This window comes from Mycolicibacter icosiumassiliensis, from assembly GCF_900078685.2.
GTDB lineage: Bacteria > Actinomycetota > Actinomycetes > Mycobacteriales > Mycobacteriaceae > Mycobacterium > Mycobacterium icosiumassiliensis.
In genome coordinates, this window is record NZ_LT546166.1 from 3,476,007 (window position 1) to 3,493,238 (window position 17,232).

16 protein-coding genes, 1 tRNA gene and 1 pseudogene are annotated in these 17,232 nt (G+C 68.2%); 10 read left to right on the forward strand and 8 right to left on the reverse strand.

Going from position 1 to position 17,232, the window contains the following annotated elements:
• Positions 1–23: 23 nt before the first annotated feature.
• From BN4346_RS40555 to BN4346_RS40570, 4 genes and pseudogenes are all read right to left on the reverse strand, one after another.
• Positions 24–800 (reverse strand): cyclic nucleotide-degrading phosphodiesterase, encoded by a 777-nt coding sequence (locus BN4346_RS40555; RefSeq protein ID WP_067975014.1) that lies wholly within the window; start codon positions 798–800, stop codon positions 24–26.
• Between the two features lie 80 nt (positions 801–880).
• The gene (gene murI / locus BN4346_RS40560) at positions 881–1,687 is read right to left on the reverse strand and encodes a glutamate racemase (RefSeq protein ID WP_067975017.1); all 807 of its coding nucleotides are present in this window, start codon (positions 1,685–1,687) and stop codon (positions 881–883) included.
• Positions 1,684–2,337 carry a rhomboid family intramembrane serine protease gene (locus BN4346_RS40565; RefSeq protein WP_067975080.1) on the reverse strand — a complete coding sequence of 218 codons (654 nt, stop codon included), beginning with the start codon at positions 2,335–2,337 and terminating at the stop codon, positions 1,684–1,686. The genes murI (BN4346_RS40560) and BN4346_RS40565 overlap by 4 nt, the downstream gene beginning before the upstream one ends.
• A gap of 7 nt (positions 2,338–2,344) precedes the next feature.
• A pseudogene (locus BN4346_RS40570) lies at positions 2,345–2,962 on the reverse strand (P1 family peptidase); the annotation flags it as partial.
• Between the two features lie 30 nt (positions 2,963–2,992).
• Between BN4346_RS40570 and BN4346_RS40575 the strand changes: the two are divergent.
• From BN4346_RS40575 to rdgB, 6 genes are all read left to right on the forward strand, one after another.
• Entirely contained in the window at positions 2,993–3,568 is a 576-nt protein-coding gene (locus BN4346_RS40575) for a P1 family peptidase (RefSeq protein WP_407695105.1), read from the forward strand.
• A 7-nt stretch (positions 3,569–3,575) separates the two neighbouring features.
• Positions 3,576–4,229: a rhomboid family intramembrane serine protease gene (locus tag BN4346_RS40580; RefSeq protein WP_067975080.1), complete on the forward strand. Its 654-nt coding sequence runs from the start codon at positions 3,576–3,578 to the stop codon at positions 4,227–4,229.
• On the forward strand, positions 4,226–5,032 hold the full coding sequence (murI, locus tag BN4346_RS40585) for a glutamate racemase (RefSeq protein WP_067975017.1): 807 nt from the start codon (positions 4,226–4,228) through the stop codon (positions 5,030–5,032). The genes BN4346_RS40580 and murI (BN4346_RS40585) overlap by 4 nt, the downstream gene beginning before the upstream one ends.
• 80 nt (positions 5,033–5,112) lie before the next feature.
• Entirely contained in the window at positions 5,113–5,889 is a 777-nt protein-coding gene (locus BN4346_RS40590) for a cyclic nucleotide-degrading phosphodiesterase (protein WP_067975014.1), read from the forward strand.
• 23 nt (positions 5,890–5,912) lie between these two features.
• Positions 5,913–6,692 carry a ribonuclease PH gene (gene rph / locus BN4346_RS40595; RefSeq protein WP_067975012.1) on the forward strand — a complete coding sequence of 260 codons (780 nt, stop codon included), beginning with the start codon at positions 5,913–5,915 and terminating at the stop codon, positions 6,690–6,692.
• Positions 6,689–7,309 carry an RdgB/HAM1 family non-canonical purine NTP pyrophosphatase gene (rdgB, locus tag BN4346_RS40600; RefSeq protein WP_208863299.1) on the forward strand — a complete coding sequence of 207 codons (621 nt, stop codon included), beginning with the start codon at positions 6,689–6,691 and terminating at the stop codon, positions 7,307–7,309. Before rph ends, rdgB begins: the two co-directional genes overlap by 4 nt.
• Positions 7,310–7,325: 16 nt before the next feature.
• On the opposite strand, the gene BN4346_RS40605 is transcribed toward rdgB, so the two are convergent.
• The 3 genes from BN4346_RS40605 to BN4346_RS49160 are packed head-to-tail and all read right to left on the reverse strand — an operon-like array spanning position 7,326 to position 8,474.
• Complete coding sequence (locus BN4346_RS40605; protein ID WP_067974999.1) at positions 7,326–7,667, reverse strand: DUF3817 domain-containing protein; 342 nt, start codon at positions 7,665–7,667, stop codon at positions 7,326–7,328.
• Positions 7,664–8,035: a hypothetical protein gene (locus BN4346_RS40610; RefSeq protein ID WP_208863256.1), complete on the reverse strand. Its 372-nt coding sequence runs from the start codon at positions 8,033–8,035 to the stop codon at positions 7,664–7,666. The genes BN4346_RS40605 and BN4346_RS40610 overlap by 4 nt, the downstream gene beginning before the upstream one ends.
• A 34-nt stretch (positions 8,036–8,069) precedes the next feature.
• Complete coding sequence (locus BN4346_RS49160; RefSeq protein ID WP_235653681.1) at positions 8,070–8,474, reverse strand: LAGLIDADG family homing endonuclease; 405 nt, start codon at positions 8,472–8,474, stop codon at positions 8,070–8,072.
• 406 nt (positions 8,475–8,880) lie between these two features.
• Between BN4346_RS49160 and BN4346_RS40620 the strand changes: the two genes are divergently transcribed.
• Both BN4346_RS40620 and BN4346_RS40625 read left to right on the forward strand, forming a co-directional pair.
• A tRNA-Leu gene (locus BN4346_RS40620) sits at positions 8,881–8,964 on the forward strand.
• A gap of 86 nt (positions 8,965–9,050) precedes the next feature.
• The gene (locus BN4346_RS40625; protein ID WP_067974992.1) at positions 9,051–9,419 is read left to right on the forward strand and encodes a DUF732 domain-containing protein; all 369 of its coding nucleotides are present in this window, start codon (positions 9,051–9,053) and stop codon (positions 9,417–9,419) included.
• Positions 9,420–9,424: 5 nt separating this feature from the next.
• On the opposite strand, the gene BN4346_RS40630 is transcribed toward BN4346_RS40625, so the two are convergent.
• Entirely contained in the window at positions 9,425–10,681 is a 1,257-nt protein-coding gene (locus BN4346_RS40630) for an MFS transporter (RefSeq protein ID WP_078058749.1), read from the reverse strand.
• A gap of 118 nt (positions 10,682–10,799) precedes the next feature.
• Between BN4346_RS40630 and BN4346_RS40635 the strand changes: the two genes are divergently transcribed.
• Together BN4346_RS40635 and BN4346_RS40640 are read left to right on the forward strand one after the other, a co-directional pair.
• A complete protein-coding gene (locus BN4346_RS40635) occupies positions 10,800–11,522 on the forward strand; it encodes a DUF1906 domain-containing protein (protein ID WP_096867567.1) in 723 nt (240 codons plus the stop codon).
• A gap of 435 nt (positions 11,523–11,957) precedes the next feature.
• Positions 11,958–17,232, forward strand: a 5,275-nt coding sequence (locus BN4346_RS40640; RefSeq protein ID WP_154677662.1) for a fatty acid synthase subunit beta domain-containing protein, incomplete at its 3' end; no start/stop codon positions are given.

The following is a 17,232-nucleotide window of genomic DNA, read 5'->3' on the forward strand; positions in this document are numbered from 1 at the left end:
GCGGATAACCCTAGCGGGTCAGATCAGGACCGCTTGATGTCGAACGACTCGTCGCACACCACGGCGTGCACCGGACCGTCGAACTCCGCCTTGGCCTCCCCGATTACGTCCTCGCGCGAGGTCCAGGGCGGGATGTGGGTCAACAGCAGTTGTCCGACACCCGCGGCCGCGGCGATGCGCCCAGCCTCGGTGCCGGACAGGTGCAGGTTGGGCGGGCGGTTGGCCTCATGGGTCCAGGACGCCTCGCACAAGAACACGTCGGCGCCGCGCGCCAACTCGATCACCGCATCGCAGAAGCCGGTGTCCGCGCTGTAAACCAGCGTCGCGCCGGACGGATCGGTGATCCGCATCCCGTACGACTCGGTCGGATGCGACACCAGCCCGGGCTGCACACTCAGCGTCCCGAACGTGACCGGCTCACCGTCCACCCAGGCTCGGACGTCGAAGATGTCGGTGATGTCGTCGATCTCGCCGCCGTAGGGCGACGACGCCGCGCCTATCCGCGACCAGGTGTCACTGGGCCCATAAAGCAGGCCCTTGTCGAACGGCTTGAGCGCCACCGACGGGTGGTAACGGCGCCAGACGAACAAGCCCGGCAGATCCAGGCAGTGGTCGGCATGCAAGTGCGACAACAGCACATGCACCGACCCCGGATCGACATGGCGCTGCAGGGCGCCGAGCACCCCACCACCGAAGTCGATTACCAGCGGCGGCGAGTCCGGCGCCTGCAGCAGGTATCCCGATGCCGGCGAGTCCGGACCCACCACACTGCCGGAGCAGCCCAGCACGGTCAGTCGCACGTTCCCTACTGTGCCATGTTCGCCGCGACCATGACGAAGACACCGGCGCTTTGCTCACGATTCGTCATCGAAATCACCGGCTAGGGCATCGGGGCGTGGCGGTGGACGGACCCGACGCCGGTGATGGTCGGTCCCAAAAATCGGGTGGCCAGGTCAGCAAACGCCTCCGGATCACCGGTGGCCTCGAAGACCCGCGTTGCCGGGGCAGCCTCATGTGGCCGCAGCAAGTCGCGTTCGGTGAGCACCCGCAACAGTTCCTTGGCGGTCTCTTCGGCGCTGGACACCAGCGTCACCTGCTCACCCATCGCGAGCTGGATCAATCCGGACAACAGCGGGTAATGCGTGCAGCCCAACACCAGGGTGTCGACCCCGGCGCGTTGCAGTGGCTCCAGATACCCCTCGGCCAGTCCCAACACCTGCCGGCCACTGGTGATCCCGCGCTCGACGAAGTCGACAAAGCGTGGGCAGGCCACCGCGGTGATCTCGGTGTCACGGGCGGCGGCGAACGCATCCTGGTAGGCGTGACTGGCGATGGTCGCCTGGGTCCCGATCACCCCGATGCGGCCGTTGCGGGTGGTTGCTACCGCCCGGCGCACCGCCGGCAGGATCACCTCGATGACCGGTACGTCGTAGCGTTCCCGCGCATCGCGCAGGCACGCCGCCGATGCGGTGTTGCAGGCGATCACCAACGCCTTGATGCCGCGCGCGACCAGGTCGTCCCCGATGGCCAGGGCGTGCGCCCGGACCTCGGGGATGCTCAGCGGGCCGTAGGGGCCGTTGCCGGTGTCGCCGACGTAGATGATGTCCTCGTCGGGCAACTGGTCGATGATCGATCGGGCCACGGTCAGCCCGCCGACACCGGAGTCGAAGATTCCGATCGGGCTCACGCGGCCGCCCCCCGCCGACGCTTCCGGGCCTTACGTTCGGGACCCGCCAGCCAATAGGCGGCCAGCACCCCGGCGAGCGCCCCGCACAGGTGGCCCTGCCAGGACACCCCACCGCACACGTTCAACACCGGTACCGCTCCCCACAGAATGCCGCCGTAGAGGAACAGCACCACGACCCCGACTAGGATCTGCCAGATCCGCCGGGTGAACCACCCGAACACCACCAGGAAGGCCAGCCAGCCGAAGATCAGGCCGGAGGCACCGATGTGGTCGGTCGGCCCGCACGATGACCCGACGTTGCCGATCAACCATGTCCCCAGTCCCCCGACAATCCAGATGATCGCGGTGGCCAGCACAAACCGGGACAGCCCGGTCAACGTCAACAAGAAGCCCAGCACCAGCGCGGGGCCGGTGTTGGCCAGCAGATGCGCCCAGTTCGCGTGCAGCAGCGGGGCGAACAGCACCCCCCACAGGCCGTCGGTCTCCAGCGGCCGGATGCCGTTGTGGTCCCACCGGTGTCCGCCGACCTGATCCACGGCTTCGACCAGGTAGAGCAGCCCGACGAACGCGATGATGGTGGCCCCGCCGGTGCGCCAGAGGGATTTCTCCTCCGGCCGCGATGCGGGCGCCGTCCCATCGTGGGAAATCATGCCCACCTCACGGCTTTTCCGCGAGGCCAGTGGGCCGGTCGGCGAATGCCCCCGGCACTGTGCCCTGGTAGGTCGGGATTCCGGCCACCGGATCAGCAGACAGCAACCCCGACAGCATCGCCCGGGCCAGACAGTCCGCCGCAGCGGCGCCGACCGCGGCGATCAGGCCCGTCTCGGGGGACATCGCGGCCGGTGTTCCCGGCAGCGGCGGAACCTCGACGGTGCCGGTCGCCAACGCGAAAACCGTGTCGCCATCCACCGGGGTGTGCGAGGGCCGGATGGTGCGGGCCAGCCCGTCCTGGGCGGCGATCGCCACCCGACGGCAGCCGGCCGGGCTGAGCGCGGCGTCGGTGGCCACCACGGCGATGGTGGTGTTGAGCGCCAGGGTTTTGGGCTCCAGGCCGGCCAGTATCGCCAGCTGCTCAGATGGCGGCGCCGTCAGACCGAACTCTTCGATGAGCAAGGTCGACCAGGGCAACCCGGTGGTGGGGTCGATGAGTTCGCCGGTGGGGTTCACCACCACGATCGCGCCCACGGTGACCACGTCGTCGCCCAAATCCAGTGTCGTCGACGCGGTGCCCACCCCGCCCTTGAAGACTCCGGCACGTGCCCCGGCGCCGGCGCCGGGGCACGTGCCGGAGTCTTCAAGGGCGGGGTGGGCACCGCGTCGACGACACTGGATTTGGGCGACGACGTGGTCACCGTGGGCGCGATCGTGGTGGTGAACCCCACCGGCGAACTCATCGACCCCACCACCGGGTTGCCCTGGTCGACCTTGCTCATCGAAGAGTTCGGTCTGACGGCGCCGCCATCTGAGCAGCTGGCGATACTGGCCGGCCTGGAGCCCAAAACCCTGGCGCTCAACACCACCATCGCCGTGGTGGCCACCGACGCCGCGCTCAGCCCGGCCGGCTGCCGCCGGGTGGCGATCGCCGCCCAGGACGGGCTGGCCCGCACCATCCGGCCCTCGCACACCCCGGTGGATGGCGACACGGTTTTCGCGTTGGCGACCGGCACCGTCAAGGTTCCGCCGCTGCCGGGAACACCGGCCGCGATGTCCCCCGAGACGGGCCTGATCGCCGCGGTCGGCGCCGCTGCGGCGGACTGTCTGGCCCGGGCGATGCTGTCGGGGTTGCTGTCTGCTGATCCGGTGGCCGGAATCCCGACCTACCAGGGCACAGTGCCGGGGGCATTCGCCGACCGGCCCACTGGCCTCGCGGAAAAGCCGTGAGGTGGGCATGATTTCCCACGATGGGACGGCGCCCGCATCGCGGCCGGAGGAGAAATCCCTCTGGCGCACCGGCGGGGCCACCATCATCGCGTTCGTCGGGCTGCTCTACCTGGTCGAAGCCGTGGATCAGGTCGGCGGACACCGGTGGGACCACAACGGCATCCGGCCGCTGGAGACCGACGGCCTGTGGGGGGTGCTGTTCGCCCCGCTGCTGCACGCGAACTGGGCGCATCTGCTGGCCAACACCGGCCCCGCGCTGGTGCTGGGCTTCTTGTTGACGTTGACCGGGCTGTCCCGGTTTGTGCTGGCCACCGCGATCATCTGGATTGTCGGGGGACTGGGGACATGGTTGATCGGCAACGTCGGGTCATCGTGCGGGCCGACCGACCACATCGGTGCCTCCGGCCTGATCTTCGGCTGGCTGGCCTTCCTGGTGGTGTTCGGGTGGTTCACCCGGCGGATCTGGCAGATCCTAGTCGGGGTCGTGGTGCTGTTCCTCTACGGCGGCATTCTGTGGGGAGCGGTACCGGTGTTGAACGTGTGCGGTGGGGTGTCCTGGCAGGGCCACCTGTGCGGGGCGCTCGCCGGGGTGCTGGCCGCCTATTGGCTGGCGGGTCCCGAACGTAAGGCCCGGAAGCGTCGGCGGGGGGCGGCCGCGTGAGCCCGATCGGAATCTTCGACTCCGGTGTCGGCGGGCTGACCGTGGCCCGATCGATCATCGACCAGTTGCCCGACGAGGACATCATCTACGTCGGCGACACCGGCAACGGCCCCTACGGCCCGCTGAGCATCCCCGAGGTCCGGGCGCACGCCCTGGCCATCGGGGACGACCTGGTCGCGCGCGGCATCAAGGCGTTGGTGATCGCCTGCAACACCGCATCGGCGGCGTGCCTGCGCGATGCGCGGGAACGCTACGACGTACCGGTCATCGAGGTGATCCTGCCGGCGGTGCGCCGGGCGGTAGCAACCACCCGCAACGGCCGCATCGGGGTGATCGGGACCCAGGCGACCATCGCCAGTCACGCCTACCAGGATGCGTTCGCCGCCGCCCGTGACACCGAGATCACCGCGGTGGCCTGCCCACGCTTTGTCGACTTCGTCGAGCGCGGGATCACCAGTGGCCGGCAGGTGTTGGGACTGGCCGAGGGGTATCTGGAGCCACTGCAACGCGCCGGGGTCGACACCCTGGTGTTGGGCTGCACGCATTACCCGCTGTTGTCCGGATTGATCCAGCTCGCGATGGGTGAGCAGGTGACGCTGGTGTCCAGCGCCGAAGAGACCGCCAAGGAACTGTTGCGGGTGCTCACCGAACGCGACTTGCTGCGGCCACATGAGGCTGCCCCGGCAACGCGGGTCTTCGAGGCCACCGGTGATCCGGAGGCGTTTGCTGACCTGGCCACCCGATTTTTGGGACCGACCATCACCGGCGTCGGGTCCGTCCACCGCCACGCCCCGATGCCCTAGCCGGTGATTTCGATGACGAATCGTGAGCAAAGCGCCGGTGTCTTCGTCATGGTCGCGGCGAACATGGCACAGTAGGGAACGTGCGACTGACCGTGCTGGGCTGCTCCGGCAGTGTGGTGGGTCCGGACTCGCCGGCATCGGGATACCTGCTGCAGGCGCCGGACTCGCCGCCGCTGGTAATCGACTTCGGTGGTGGGGTGCTCGGCGCCCTGCAGCGCCATGTCGATCCGGGGTCGGTGCATGTGCTGTTGTCGCACTTGCATGCCGACCACTGCCTGGATCTGCCGGGCTTGTTCGTCTGGCGCCGTTACCACCCGTCGGTGGCGCTCAAGCCGTTCGACAAGGGCCTGCTTTATGGGCCCAGTGACACCTGGTCGCGGATAGGCGCGGCGTCGTCGCCCTACGGCGGCGAGATCGACGACATCACCGACATCTTCGACGTCCGAGCCTGGGTGGACGGTGAGCCGGTCACGTTCGGGACGCTGAGTGTGCAGCCCGGGCTGGTGTCGCATCCGACCGAGTCGTACGGGATGCGGATCACCGATCCGTCCGGCGCGACGCTGGTTTACAGCGCGGACACCGGCTTCTGCGATGCGGTGATCGAGTTGGCGCGCGGCGCCGACGTGTTCTTGTGCGAGGCGTCCTGGACCCATGAGGCCAACCGCCCGCCCAACCTGCACCTGTCCGGCACCGAGGCTGGGCGCATCGCCGCGGCCGCGGGTGTCGGACAACTGCTGTTGACCCACATCCCGCCCTGGACCTCGCGCGAGGACGTAATCGGGGAGGCCAAGGCGGAGTTCGACGGTCCGGTGCACGCCGTGGTGTGCGACGAGTCGTTCGACATCAAGCGGTCCTGATCTGACCCGCTAGGGTTATCCGCGTGTCCAAACGAGAAGACGGTCGCCTCGACGACGAGCTGCGCCCGGTCGTCATCACCCGCGGCTTCACCGTCAACCCGGCCGGATCGGTTCTGGTCGAGTTCGGCAACACCCGGGTCATGTGCACGGCCAGCGTCACCGAGGGCGTTCCGCGCTGGCGGAAGGGCTCCGGTCGCGGTTGGCTGACCGCCGAATACGCCATGCTGCCCGCCGCTACCCACACCCGCTCGGACCGCGAATCGGTCAAGGGCCGCGTCGGTGGGCGGACCCAGGAGATCAGCCGGCTGGTGGGTCGCTCGCTGCGTGCCTGTATCGACCTGGCGGCGCTGGGGGAGAACACCATCGCGATCGACTGCGACGTACTGCAGGCTGACGGCGGTACCCGCACCGCGGCGATCACCGGCGCCTATGTGGCGCTGGCCGATGCGGTCACCTACCTGTCGGCCGCCGGCAAGTTGTCGGACCCCCGCCCGATCTCGTGCGCAATCTCCGCCGTCAGCGTCGGTGTGGTCGACGGCCGGGTCCGCGTCGACCTCCCCTATGAGGAGGACTCGCGCGCGGAGGTCGACATGAACGTGGTTGCCACCGACACCGGAACACTGGTGGAGATCCAAGGCACCGGCGAGGGTGCGACGTTCCCGCGTTCGACCTTGGACAAGATGCTCGACGCGGCGCTGGCTGCCTGCGAGAAGCTGTTCGTGGTGCAGCGCGAAGCACTGGCGCTGCCGTATCCGGGGGTGCTGCCGGAGGGGCCGGCACCGAAGAAGGCGTTCGGCAGCTGACCGCCCCGGTGACGCAACTGCTGGTCGCGAGCCGCAATCGCAAGAAGCTGGCCGAGCTGAGCCGGGTGCTGGAGCACGCCGGAGTCTCGGGTGTGCAGCTGGTCTCGCTCGATGAGGTGCCGCCGTATCCCGAAGCGCCGGAGACCGCGGCGACGTTCGAGGAGAACGCCTTGGCTAAAGCGCGTGACGGCTACGCGGCGACCGGATTGCCTTGCGTCGCAGATGATTCGGGCCTGACCGTTGCGGCGCTCAACGGTATGCCCGGGGTGCTGTCGGCGCGCTGGTCAGGCAGTCACGGCGACGACGCAGCCAACACCGCGCTGTTGCTGGGTCAGCTGCGCGACGTGCCCGACGAGCGGCGCGGTGCGGCGTTCGTGTCGGCGTGCGCGCTGGTATGGGGCCCCGGAGTCGAGCACGAAGTGGTGGTGCGCGGCGAGTGGGCGGGCAGCATCGCTCGAGAACCCCGCGGCGAGGGCGGATTCGGCTACGACCCGGTGTTTGTCCCGGCGGAAGACGACCGCACCGCAGCGCGGTTGAGCCCGGCGGAGAAGGACGCCGCATCGCACCGCGGCCGTGCGCTGGAGTTGCTGCTGCCGGCGCTGCGCTCGCTGGCGTAACGACGCCGCGGGGGCGTCAGAGGTTGAACTGGGCCTTGATGTTTCGGGACTGGAAGTGTTCGACGATGATGCCCAGCAGGGGAATGGTGCCCGAGAGCAGCACCCCGATGGTCTTGCCGAGCGGCCAGCGGACCTTGACCGCCAGGTTGAAAGTGGCCAGCAGGTAGGCGAAGTACACCCAGCCGTGCACCACGCCGATCCAGGTCGGCGGGTTGTCCACCTTGACCACGTAGCGCACCACGATCTCGTAGCACAGGGCGATCAGCCAGACACCGGTCGTCCACGCCATCACCCGGTAGGGCAGCAGCGCACTGCGGATCTTCTCGGCGGGCGCGGCGTGGGCGGGGGGGTCGGTCATGCGGTGTTCCTGTTCTGTCGGGCGTTCTCGGAGAGCTCGGCCAGGTAGGCGTTGTACTCCCGCATCGCGGGGTCATCGGTGGGGGCGGCGGCCGCGGGCCGCTCGGGCAGCAGTCCAGCCGGTATCTCGGTCACCGTGTCCGCAGGGCGCAGCTCCGGCGGCTCTTCTTCGTAGCGGACGAATTTGCGGTAGGCGTACACGCAGAACCAGGCGAACAGCGGCCACTGCAGCGCGTAGCCGAGATTCTGGAAGGTGCCGTTGACCTCTTGGAACCGGGTCCACTGCCACCAGCCCAGCCCCAGGCACGCACTGGCGGCGACGATCACCAGCACAACCAGTGCAGGTCTCCGACGCCGTGTAGTGGACACCCCATGACGGTACCGCGCCAGGTTAGGAACGCCGTCAGGCCTTCGGGCCGACGAACTCGTCGAGTCGCGCCGTTGCGGCTTTGCGATAGACGGCGATCTGGTAGGTGCTGTTCTGCGTCCACGGAATCCCGAGACGATCCAGCGCCGCGCAGAACAGGCCGCGGATATCGTCGGAGCGGTTGGAGAAGTGGTAACGGACGCTTCGCACACCGCGGTCATTGGCCACCGTCCGGCAGCCGTCGCTATCGATAAGGCCGCGAATGAACTCCTCGGTCGCCTGCTCGACGAGCGCTTGTTGCCACGCTTCCAGCCGGATCGGCCGGTGATGCTTCTTGCCGGGGCCGTGCTGGGGGAAAAGGCAGGGCCAGTGGGTTGAGTAGAGCGATACTTCGACGCACTTGCTGACGCAATGCAGGACAGCTGCGTGCTGTCCGGGCATTACGGTGTTGATCGCCTCGCAACAGCGGTCAATGATCCCAGGGTACTTTGCGTCGAGGACGATCCGAAGACGCCATGCTCGGGGGTGTTTCGAAATGCATCCGTCGCCGAGGTAAAGGCCCAGGAGGTAGCTGTACGCTGCCGCCGGTAAGGAAGTGAAGTCGTGGTTGCAGCGGCTGTCGCGTGTTCGCATGGTCGGTGGGCGGCGCCGCCATCCGCAAATCGTGGTACGGGGGATCCCCGTTTGTCGGGAAATCGCGCAGTCATTCATCCCAGACGCAATTAGCCGCTGCACGGTACTGAACTCGGCGGCTGACCGCATACGTTGGCCTCCCGGTTTGGTGACAGGGTAGGAGGCACCACCGACACGTTCGTCGTTCTACAGGCTGGCTAGACTGAGTGACCTCGCGGGCGTGGCGTAATCGGCAGCCGCGCGGGCTTTAGGTGCCCGTGCTCGAAAGAGCGTGAGGGTTCGAGTCCCTCCGCCCGCACAAATTTCGCATCGATAACCCCATGTCGCCAGGGCTCGTCGGTGCCAAAATGGACGTCTTGGCCCCCACTGGATTGGTGCAGCACTATGAACCGACGGATCATCACAGCGGTGTTCAGTGCGCTGCTGGCCTGCGTCGTCGTGGGGCCTGTTCCCGCGGCATCGGCTGATCCCAGCAATGAGGACCAGGTGTTCTTCGACGAACTGCAGCAACAGGGGCTACATCCCGACTACGACAAGCAGATCTGCGGCAGCATCAAATGCGAGTCGCTGCGCAGTCTGATGGTGCAAGAGGGCCACGCGGTCTGCGTGGCGCTGAGCGATTCGCCCCGGCTGGTGCCGGTCTCGGTCATCGCGAATCTGGAAGTGTCACCCGACGAGGCGCACGCCATCATCAACGCCGCTCGGCACGCTTACTGCCCGCAGTTGCCGGACCCGTATGCGTTGACGCCCTGAACCGCTCAGTGCTCGGACACGGCCACCGGCATGGGTGTTTCGCCGAACGTCTCGGAGTCGCGGGCTTTCCGTGCGTAGATCACCACGCCGACGGCGGCCACCACCCAGACGATGTACTGCAGCGTCCAGGCCAGCCGGAACGCCTCGAATGAATAGCCGCCGCTCATCGCGATAACCACCCCCATCGCCTGCATGACGAGCAGGGTGGCGATGAAGCCGCCGGTGTTGACCATGCCTTGCGCGGTGCCCAAGCCGGCCGGCGGGTTGTAGGTGCGGGCGAAGTCGAAGGCCAGCATCGACACCGGCTGGCCCGCCGAGATCACCAGGATCAGCACCACCAACAACCAGTGCGGCGCGGGGCGCGGCAGCGCCAACAGCACCGTCCAGGTCAACGCGATCAGCGCCATCATGGTCAGCGCCACGCGCGACCGGTGCCCCGGCCAGCGCCCTGAGATGGTTCCGACCAGCAGTCCCACCACGATGAAGGGCAGCACCGACAGCGTCAGCGCCGCACCCGCCATACCGCGCGAAAGGCCTTGCGCGGTAGTCAGGTACGGCACCCCCCACATCAAGGCGAACACGCCGGGCGAGAACGCATTGCCCATGTGGGTGAAGAAACCGGCCTTGGTCCCGGGCCGCGACCACACCGTTTTGATCTCACCGAACGCGTCACCAAAGCTCCGCGCGTGCGCGGCGGCCGGCGTCCCCGGCGGGGCGTCGCGGGTGACCGCCAGTGTCAGCATGCCCGCGAACAGGCCCAGCCCTGCCGCCGAGAGGTAGGCGGCCGTCCAACCCCCGTGCAGCAGAATTGCCAGGAACGGCACCGCCGAGAGGAACTGCCCGAATTGGCCGCAGATGCCGGTCAGCTGGGTGAGTAGCGGAACACGCTTGGGTTCAAACCAATTGGGCAGCAGTCGGATGACCGAGATGAAGATGAACGAGTCGCCCAGGCCGATGACGCCGTACGCGCCGACCGCGGTGGGAAGCGAATGGGTCAGCGAGAGCGTGAGTTGGGCGGCGGAGAGCACCGTGACGCCGGTGGCGATCATCACCCGGGGGCCGAAGCGGTCCAACAGCACGCCGGCCGGAATCTGCATGGCGGCGTAGACGATCAGCTGCACGATCACGAACGACGACAGCGTGCTGGGGCCGGCGTGGAAGCGTTCGGCGGCGTCCAGACCCGATACCCCGAAGGTGGTCCGGTCCAGCACGGCCACCAAATAGGACAGCAGGCCGGTGCCCCACACGATCCAGGGACGCAATTGCCGCCTACCTTGTCTGTCTTCTGCAGGACACCGGCTATGGTCGCACACGAATTCGGCGTGGTTTTCGCCGGTGACCGGCCAAAACCGCACCGAAGTCTGTCTTAGTCTGTGTCGCGTGATGATTTCACGGCGCGACGTGTTCAAACTCGCCGCGGCGGTGCCCGCGGCGGCGGGCCTGGGTGCCGGCGTTTCGGCGCTGCTCGCTGCGGTCGCCGAGGCGGCGCCGCTGGGTATTCTGCTGGACTATTCGGCCGGGGTCTTGCCTGCCGATGCGATCAAGGCGTCCGGTGCTGCGGGAGCTATCCGCTATGTGTCGGACCGTCGGCCGGGCGCTGACTGGATGCTCGGCAAGCCGATTCAGTTGGCCGAGGCGCGTGAGCTGCAGGACAACGGACTCACGGTCGTCTCCTGCTACCAGTTCGGCAAGCAGGCGACCGCAGACTGGCTGGGTGGCCAGGACGCCGGTGTGGACCACGCCAAACGTGGCGCACAGTTGCACACGGCGGCCGGCGGCCCGGACAGTGCTCCGATCTACGCCTCTATCGACGACAACCCGTCCTACGAGCAGTACACCGAGCAGGTCGCTCCTTACCTGCGGGGATGGCAGTCGGTGATCGGGCCGGAGCGCACCGGCGTGTACGCCAACTCCAAGACCATCGAGTGGGCGCTGCAGGACGGTCTGGGCTCGTGCTTCTGGCAACACAATTTCGGTTCACCCGGCGGAATCGCGCATCCGGCGGCCAACCTGCATCAGGTGGAGATCGATAGGCGCACTGTCGGCGGCGTTGGTGTGGACATTAACGAGATCCTGGCGCCCCAGTTCGGTCAGTGGGTCTGACGGGAGCGCGGGGCGTGGCCCGTCCAGCAAACTGACGCCGGATCAGGCCGCCCAGGGCGGGGTTCGCCGCACTCGTTCGACCTTGGAGCCTTGGGCGTCGCCAAAGCCAGTTGGCCTGGCTGATTCAAACATAACGATTAGGTAACAATGCAGCCTTGATCTGCGTTGTTATGGCTACTCGACCGTAACCCCACGCATGCAGGACGTTTGTCCCGGATCGTTCCAACCGTCGTCGAGCCCCGTGATATCGGGGGCTGGGTTACCCGAGCGTAGAACTCATCAGTAACCAATTTGCTGCGGAAACGGCACAGGTTCTTATGACACTCTTACGGCTGAAGCGCGGCCGCGAACACGCGAGAACCCGCAGTTAGGCCGGCTATCCCGGCGGGCGTCGATGACGACGCGACGTTAACCAGGGCAGGGGAGATATATAACGTGACGATCCACGAACACGACCGGGTTTCCGCCGAGGGTGCAGGCTCGGGGCGGTTCGTCAGTGCCTCCTCCGCTCTGGTGGATCGGTTGACGGACGGCGAGCCGTACGCGGTCGCCTTCGGTGGACAGGGCAGTGCCTGGTTGGAGTCGCTCGAGGAGCTGGTGTCTTCGGCCGGCATCGAGACGGAACTGGCCACCTTGGCCGGTGAGGCTGATCTGCTCCTCGAGCCGATCGCCAAGGAACTTGTGGTGGTGCGGCCCATCGGCTTCGAGCCGCTGCAATGGGTGCGGGCGCTGGCGGCCGAGGACCCGATCCCGTCGGCCAAGCAGCTGACCTCGGCCGCGGTGTCGGTGCCAGGTGTCCTGTTGACCCAGATCGCTGCGATGCGGGCGCTGCAGCGCCAGGGGCTGGACCTGTCGACCACTCCGCCGGTAGCCGCTGCCGGGCACTCGCAGGGCGTCCTTGCCGTCGAATCGCTGAAGGCCGGCGGCGCCAACGACGTGCAGCTGCTCGCGATCGCCCAGCTGGTGGGTGCGGCCGGAACCCTGGTGGCCCGTCGTCGCGGCATTTCGATCCTGGGGGACCGCCCGCCGATGGTGTCGGTCACCAATGTCGACCCGGAGCGCATCCGGCAACTGTTGGACGAGTTCGCCCAAGACGTGCGCACGGTGCTTCCGCCGGTGCTGTCCATCCGCAACGGTCGGCGCGCGGTGGTGATCACCGGGACCCCTGAGCAGCTGTCGCGCTTCGAGCTGTACTGCGATCAGATCGCCGAGAAAGAGTCCGCCGAGCGCAAGAACAAGCTGCGTGGCGGCGCGGTCTTCGCTCCGGTCTTCGAGCCGGTGCAGGTGGAGGTCGGTTTCCACTCGCCGCGGCTGTCCGATGGAGTCGAGATCGTTGCGCAGTGGGCCGCCAAGGTGGGCCTTGATGTGGAGCTGACTCGCCGGCTGGCCGAATGGATCTTGGTGAGGCAGGTCGACTGGGTCGACGAGGTCACCGCGCTGCATGAGGCGGGTGCCCGCTGGATTCTGGATCTGGGCCCCGGCGACATCCTGACCCGGCTGACCGCGCCGGTGATCCGCGGCCTGGGCGTCGGGATCGTGCCGGTGGCCACCCGTGGTGGTCAGCGCAACCTGTTCACCATCGGCGCCGTCCCGGAGGTCGCCCGTCCGTGGACGAGTTACGCCCCGTCGGTGGTCGCGCTGCCCGACGGCCGGGTCAAGCTCGACACCAAGTTCACCCGGCTGACCGGCCGCTCACCGATCCTGCTGGCCGGCATGACGCCGACCACCGTCGACGCCAAGATCGTCGCCGCGGCCGCCAACGCCGGGCACTGGTCTGAGCTGGCCGGCGGTGGGCAGGTCACCGAGGAGATCTTCAACGACCGGGTTGCCGAACTCACCACGCTGCTCGAGCCGGGTCGCACCGTCCAGTTCAACTCGCTGTTCCTGGACCCCTATCTGTGGAAGCTGCAGGTCGGCGGAAAGCGGTTGGTGCAGAAGGCACGTCAGTCCGGCGCCCCGTTCGACGGGCTGGTGGTCAGTGCCGGCATCCCCGAGCTGGAAGAGGCCGTCGAGCTGATCGCCGAGCTCAACGAATCCGGCATCAGCCACGTGGTGTTCAAGCCCGGCACCGTCGAGCAGATCCGGTCGGTGATCCGTATCGCCGCCGAGGTCCCCACCACGCCGGTGATCGCGCACGTCGAGGGTGGCCGCGCCGGTGGCCACCACTCCTGGGAAGACCTCGACGACCTGCTGCTGGCGACCTACTCCGAGCTGCGCTCGCAGCCCAACATCACGCTGTGCGTCGGCGGTGGAATCGGCACTCCCGAGCAGGCCGCCGAGTACCTGTCCGGCCGGTGGTCGCAGCAGCACGGCTTCCCGTTGATGCCCGTTGACGGCATCCTGGTCGGTACCGCGGCGATGGCCACCCTGGAGGCCACCACGTCGCCGGCCGTGAAGCAGATGCTGGTCGACACCAAGGGCACCGACCACTGGATCGGCGCCGGAAAAGCCCAGGGCGGCATGGCTTCCTCGCGCAGCCAGCTCGGCGCCGACATCCACGAGATCGACAACGTCGCCTCACGGTGCGGCCGGCTGCTCGACGAGGTCGCCGGTGACGGCGAGGCCGTCGCAGCACGCCGCGACGAGATCATCGCCGCGCTGGCCGACACCGCCAAGCCCTACTTCGGTGATGTCACCGAGATGACGTACGCGCAGTGGCTGCGCCGCTACGTGGAACTGGCCATCGGCGCGGGCGACTCGACCGCGGACACCGCCTCACCGGACAGTCCGTGGCTGGCCGACACCTGGCGGGAGCGGTTCGGTTCGATGCTGCAGCGCGCCGAGGCGCGGCTCAACGAGCTCGAGTCCGGGCCGATCGAGACGCTGTTCACCGAGGCCGAAGGATCGATCCTGGAGCGCCCCGACGAGGCCATCGCCGCGCTGTTGGCCCGCTACCCGGAGGCCGAGACGGTTCGCCTGCACCCGGCCGACGCGCCGTTCTTTAACCAGCTCTGCAAGACGCCGGGCAAGCCGGTCAACTTCGTACCGGTGATCGACAAGGACGTGCGCCGCTGGTGGCGCAGTGACTCGCTGTGGCAGGCGCACGACGCTCGCTACTCCGCCGAGCAGGTCTGCATCATTCCGGGCATCACCGCCGTCGCGGGCATCACCCGGGTCGACGAGCCGGTCGGCGAGCTGCTGGACCGCTTCGAACAGGCGGCAGTCGACCAGGTGCTCGCCACCGGGGTGGAACCCACTCCGGTCACTGCGCGCCGTCAGGGCCGCACCGACGTCACCGGCCCGCTGGCCGTGCTGCTCGATGCCCCCGACGTGCTGTGGGCCGGTCGCACTGCCACCAACCCGGTGCACCGGATCGCCGACCCCGCCGAGTGGCAGGTGCACGAGAACCGCACTGCTACCCACCCGTCGACCGGGGCTCGTCTAGAAGTCGCCTCGGATTCGAACGTCGTGCTCAGCGTGCCGCTGTCCGGTGTGTGGATCAACATTCGTTTCACCCTGCCGGCAGCCGTCGTCGACGGAGCCACCCCGCTGGTGTCCACCGAGGACGCCGCCGCCGCGATGCGCGCGGTGCTGGCCATCGCCGCCGGTGTCGACGGCCCGCAGGCCCTGCCGCCGGTGCACGACGGCACGGCCACCGTCACCGTGGAATGGAACCCCGAGCAGGTCGCCGACCACACCGGAGTGACCGCAACGTTCGGCGCACCGCTGGCGCCGGGACTGTCCACCGTGCCCGACGCACTGGTCGGCCGATGCTGGCCGGCGGTGTTCGCCGCCATCGGCTCGGCCACCACCGACGCCGGGTTCCCGGTTGTTGAGGGTCTGCTGTCCCTGGTGCACCTGGACCACGCGGCGCAGCTGCTGGCCGCTTTGCCGGCTGAGCCGGCCGAATTGACCGTCACCGCAACGGCGTCCGCGGCCACCGACACCGAGGTCGGCCGCGTCGTCCCGGTGTCCGTCACGGTCGCCGCGGCCGACGGCACCGTGCTGGCCACCCTGGAGGAGCGCTTCGCGATCCGCGGGCGCACCGGCGCCGCGGAACTGACCGACCCGGTCCGGGCCGGCGGCGCGGTCTCCGACAACGCCACCGACACGCCGCGCCGCCGTCGGCGCGACGTCACCGTGACCGCGCCAGTGGACATGCGGCCGTTCGCGGCGGTCTCGGGTGACTACAACCCGATTCACACCGACCGGGCCGCGGCACTGCTGGCCGGCCTGGAATCGCCGATCGTGCACGGCATGTGGCTCTCGGCCGCGGCCCAGCATGTGGTGACCGCTACCGATGGACAGGCCCGCCCGCCGGCGCGGCTGGTCGGCTGGACGGCGCGGTTCCTGGGCATGGTCAAGCCCGGCGATGATGTCGACTTCCGGGTGGACCGGGTCGGAATCGACCTGGGTGCAGAGGTTCTGGAGATCAGCGCGCGGATCGGCTCCGACCTGGTGATGTCGGCGACCGCCCGGCTGACCGCCCCCAAGACCGTCTACGCGTTCCCGGGTCAGGGCATCCAGCACAAGGGCATGGGCATGGAGGTTCGGGCCCGCTCCAAGGCCGCTCGCAAGGTCTGGGACTCCGCGGACAAGTTCACCCGCGACACCCTGGGCTTCTCGGTGCTGCACGTGGTGCGCGACAACCCGACCAGCCTGATCGCCTCCGGCGTGCACTACCAGCACCCCGACGGCGTGCTGTACCTGACGCAGTTCACTCAGGTGGCGATGGCTACCGTGGCGGCCGCGCAGGTCGCCGAGATGCGCGAGCAGGGCGCCTTCGTCGAAGGAGCGATCGCCTGCGGTCACTCCGTCGGCGAGTACACCGCGCTGGCCTGCGTCAGCGGCGTCTACGAGCTGGAAGCGCTGCTGGAGGTGGTGTTCCACCGCGGCTCGAAGATGCACGACATCGTGCCGCGTGACGCCATGGGACGGTCCAACTACCGGCTGGCCGCCATCCGGCCGTCGCAGATCGACCTCGACGATGCCGATGTCACCGCGTTCGTCGCCGAAATCTCCGAGCGCACCGGGGAATTCCTGCAGATCGTCAACTTCAACCTGCGCGGCTCGCAGTACGCGATCGCCGGCACGGTGGCCGGTCTGGAGGCCCTGGAGGCCGAGGTCGAGCGGCGCCGCGAGATCAGCGGTGGTAAGCGCTCGTTCATCCTGGTGCCCGGCATTGACGTGCCGTTCCACTCGAGCGTATTGCGTATCGGTGTGGACGACTTCCGGCGTTCGCTGGAGCGGGTCATGCCGCGCGGCCAGGACCCGGCGCTGATCGTCGGCCGCTACATCCCCAACCTGGTGCCCAAGCCGTTCACCCTGGACCGGGAGTTCATCCAGGAGATTCGCGACCTGGTGCCGGCCGAGCCCCTCGATGAGGTGCTGGCCGACTACGACACCTGGCGTAACGAGAAGCCCGCCGAGCTGTGCCGGAAGATCGTCATCGAGTTGCTGGCTTGGCAGTTCGCCAGCCCGGTGCGCTGGATCGAGACCCAGGACCTGCTGTTCATCGAGCAGGCTGCCGGCGGGTTGGGCGTGGAGCGGTTTGTCGAGATCGGGGTGAAGACCGCCCCGACGGTCGCCGGGTTGGCCACCAACACACTCAAGTTGCCCGAGTTCGCCCACAGCACGGTGGAAGTGCTCAACGCTGAGCGGGATGCCGCGGTGCTGTTTGCCACCGACACCGACCCCGAGCCGGAAGAGGAAACGGCGCCCGTCGAGGCCTCGGCGGAGGCCGCCCCGGCCGAGGCGGCGGCCCCGGCAC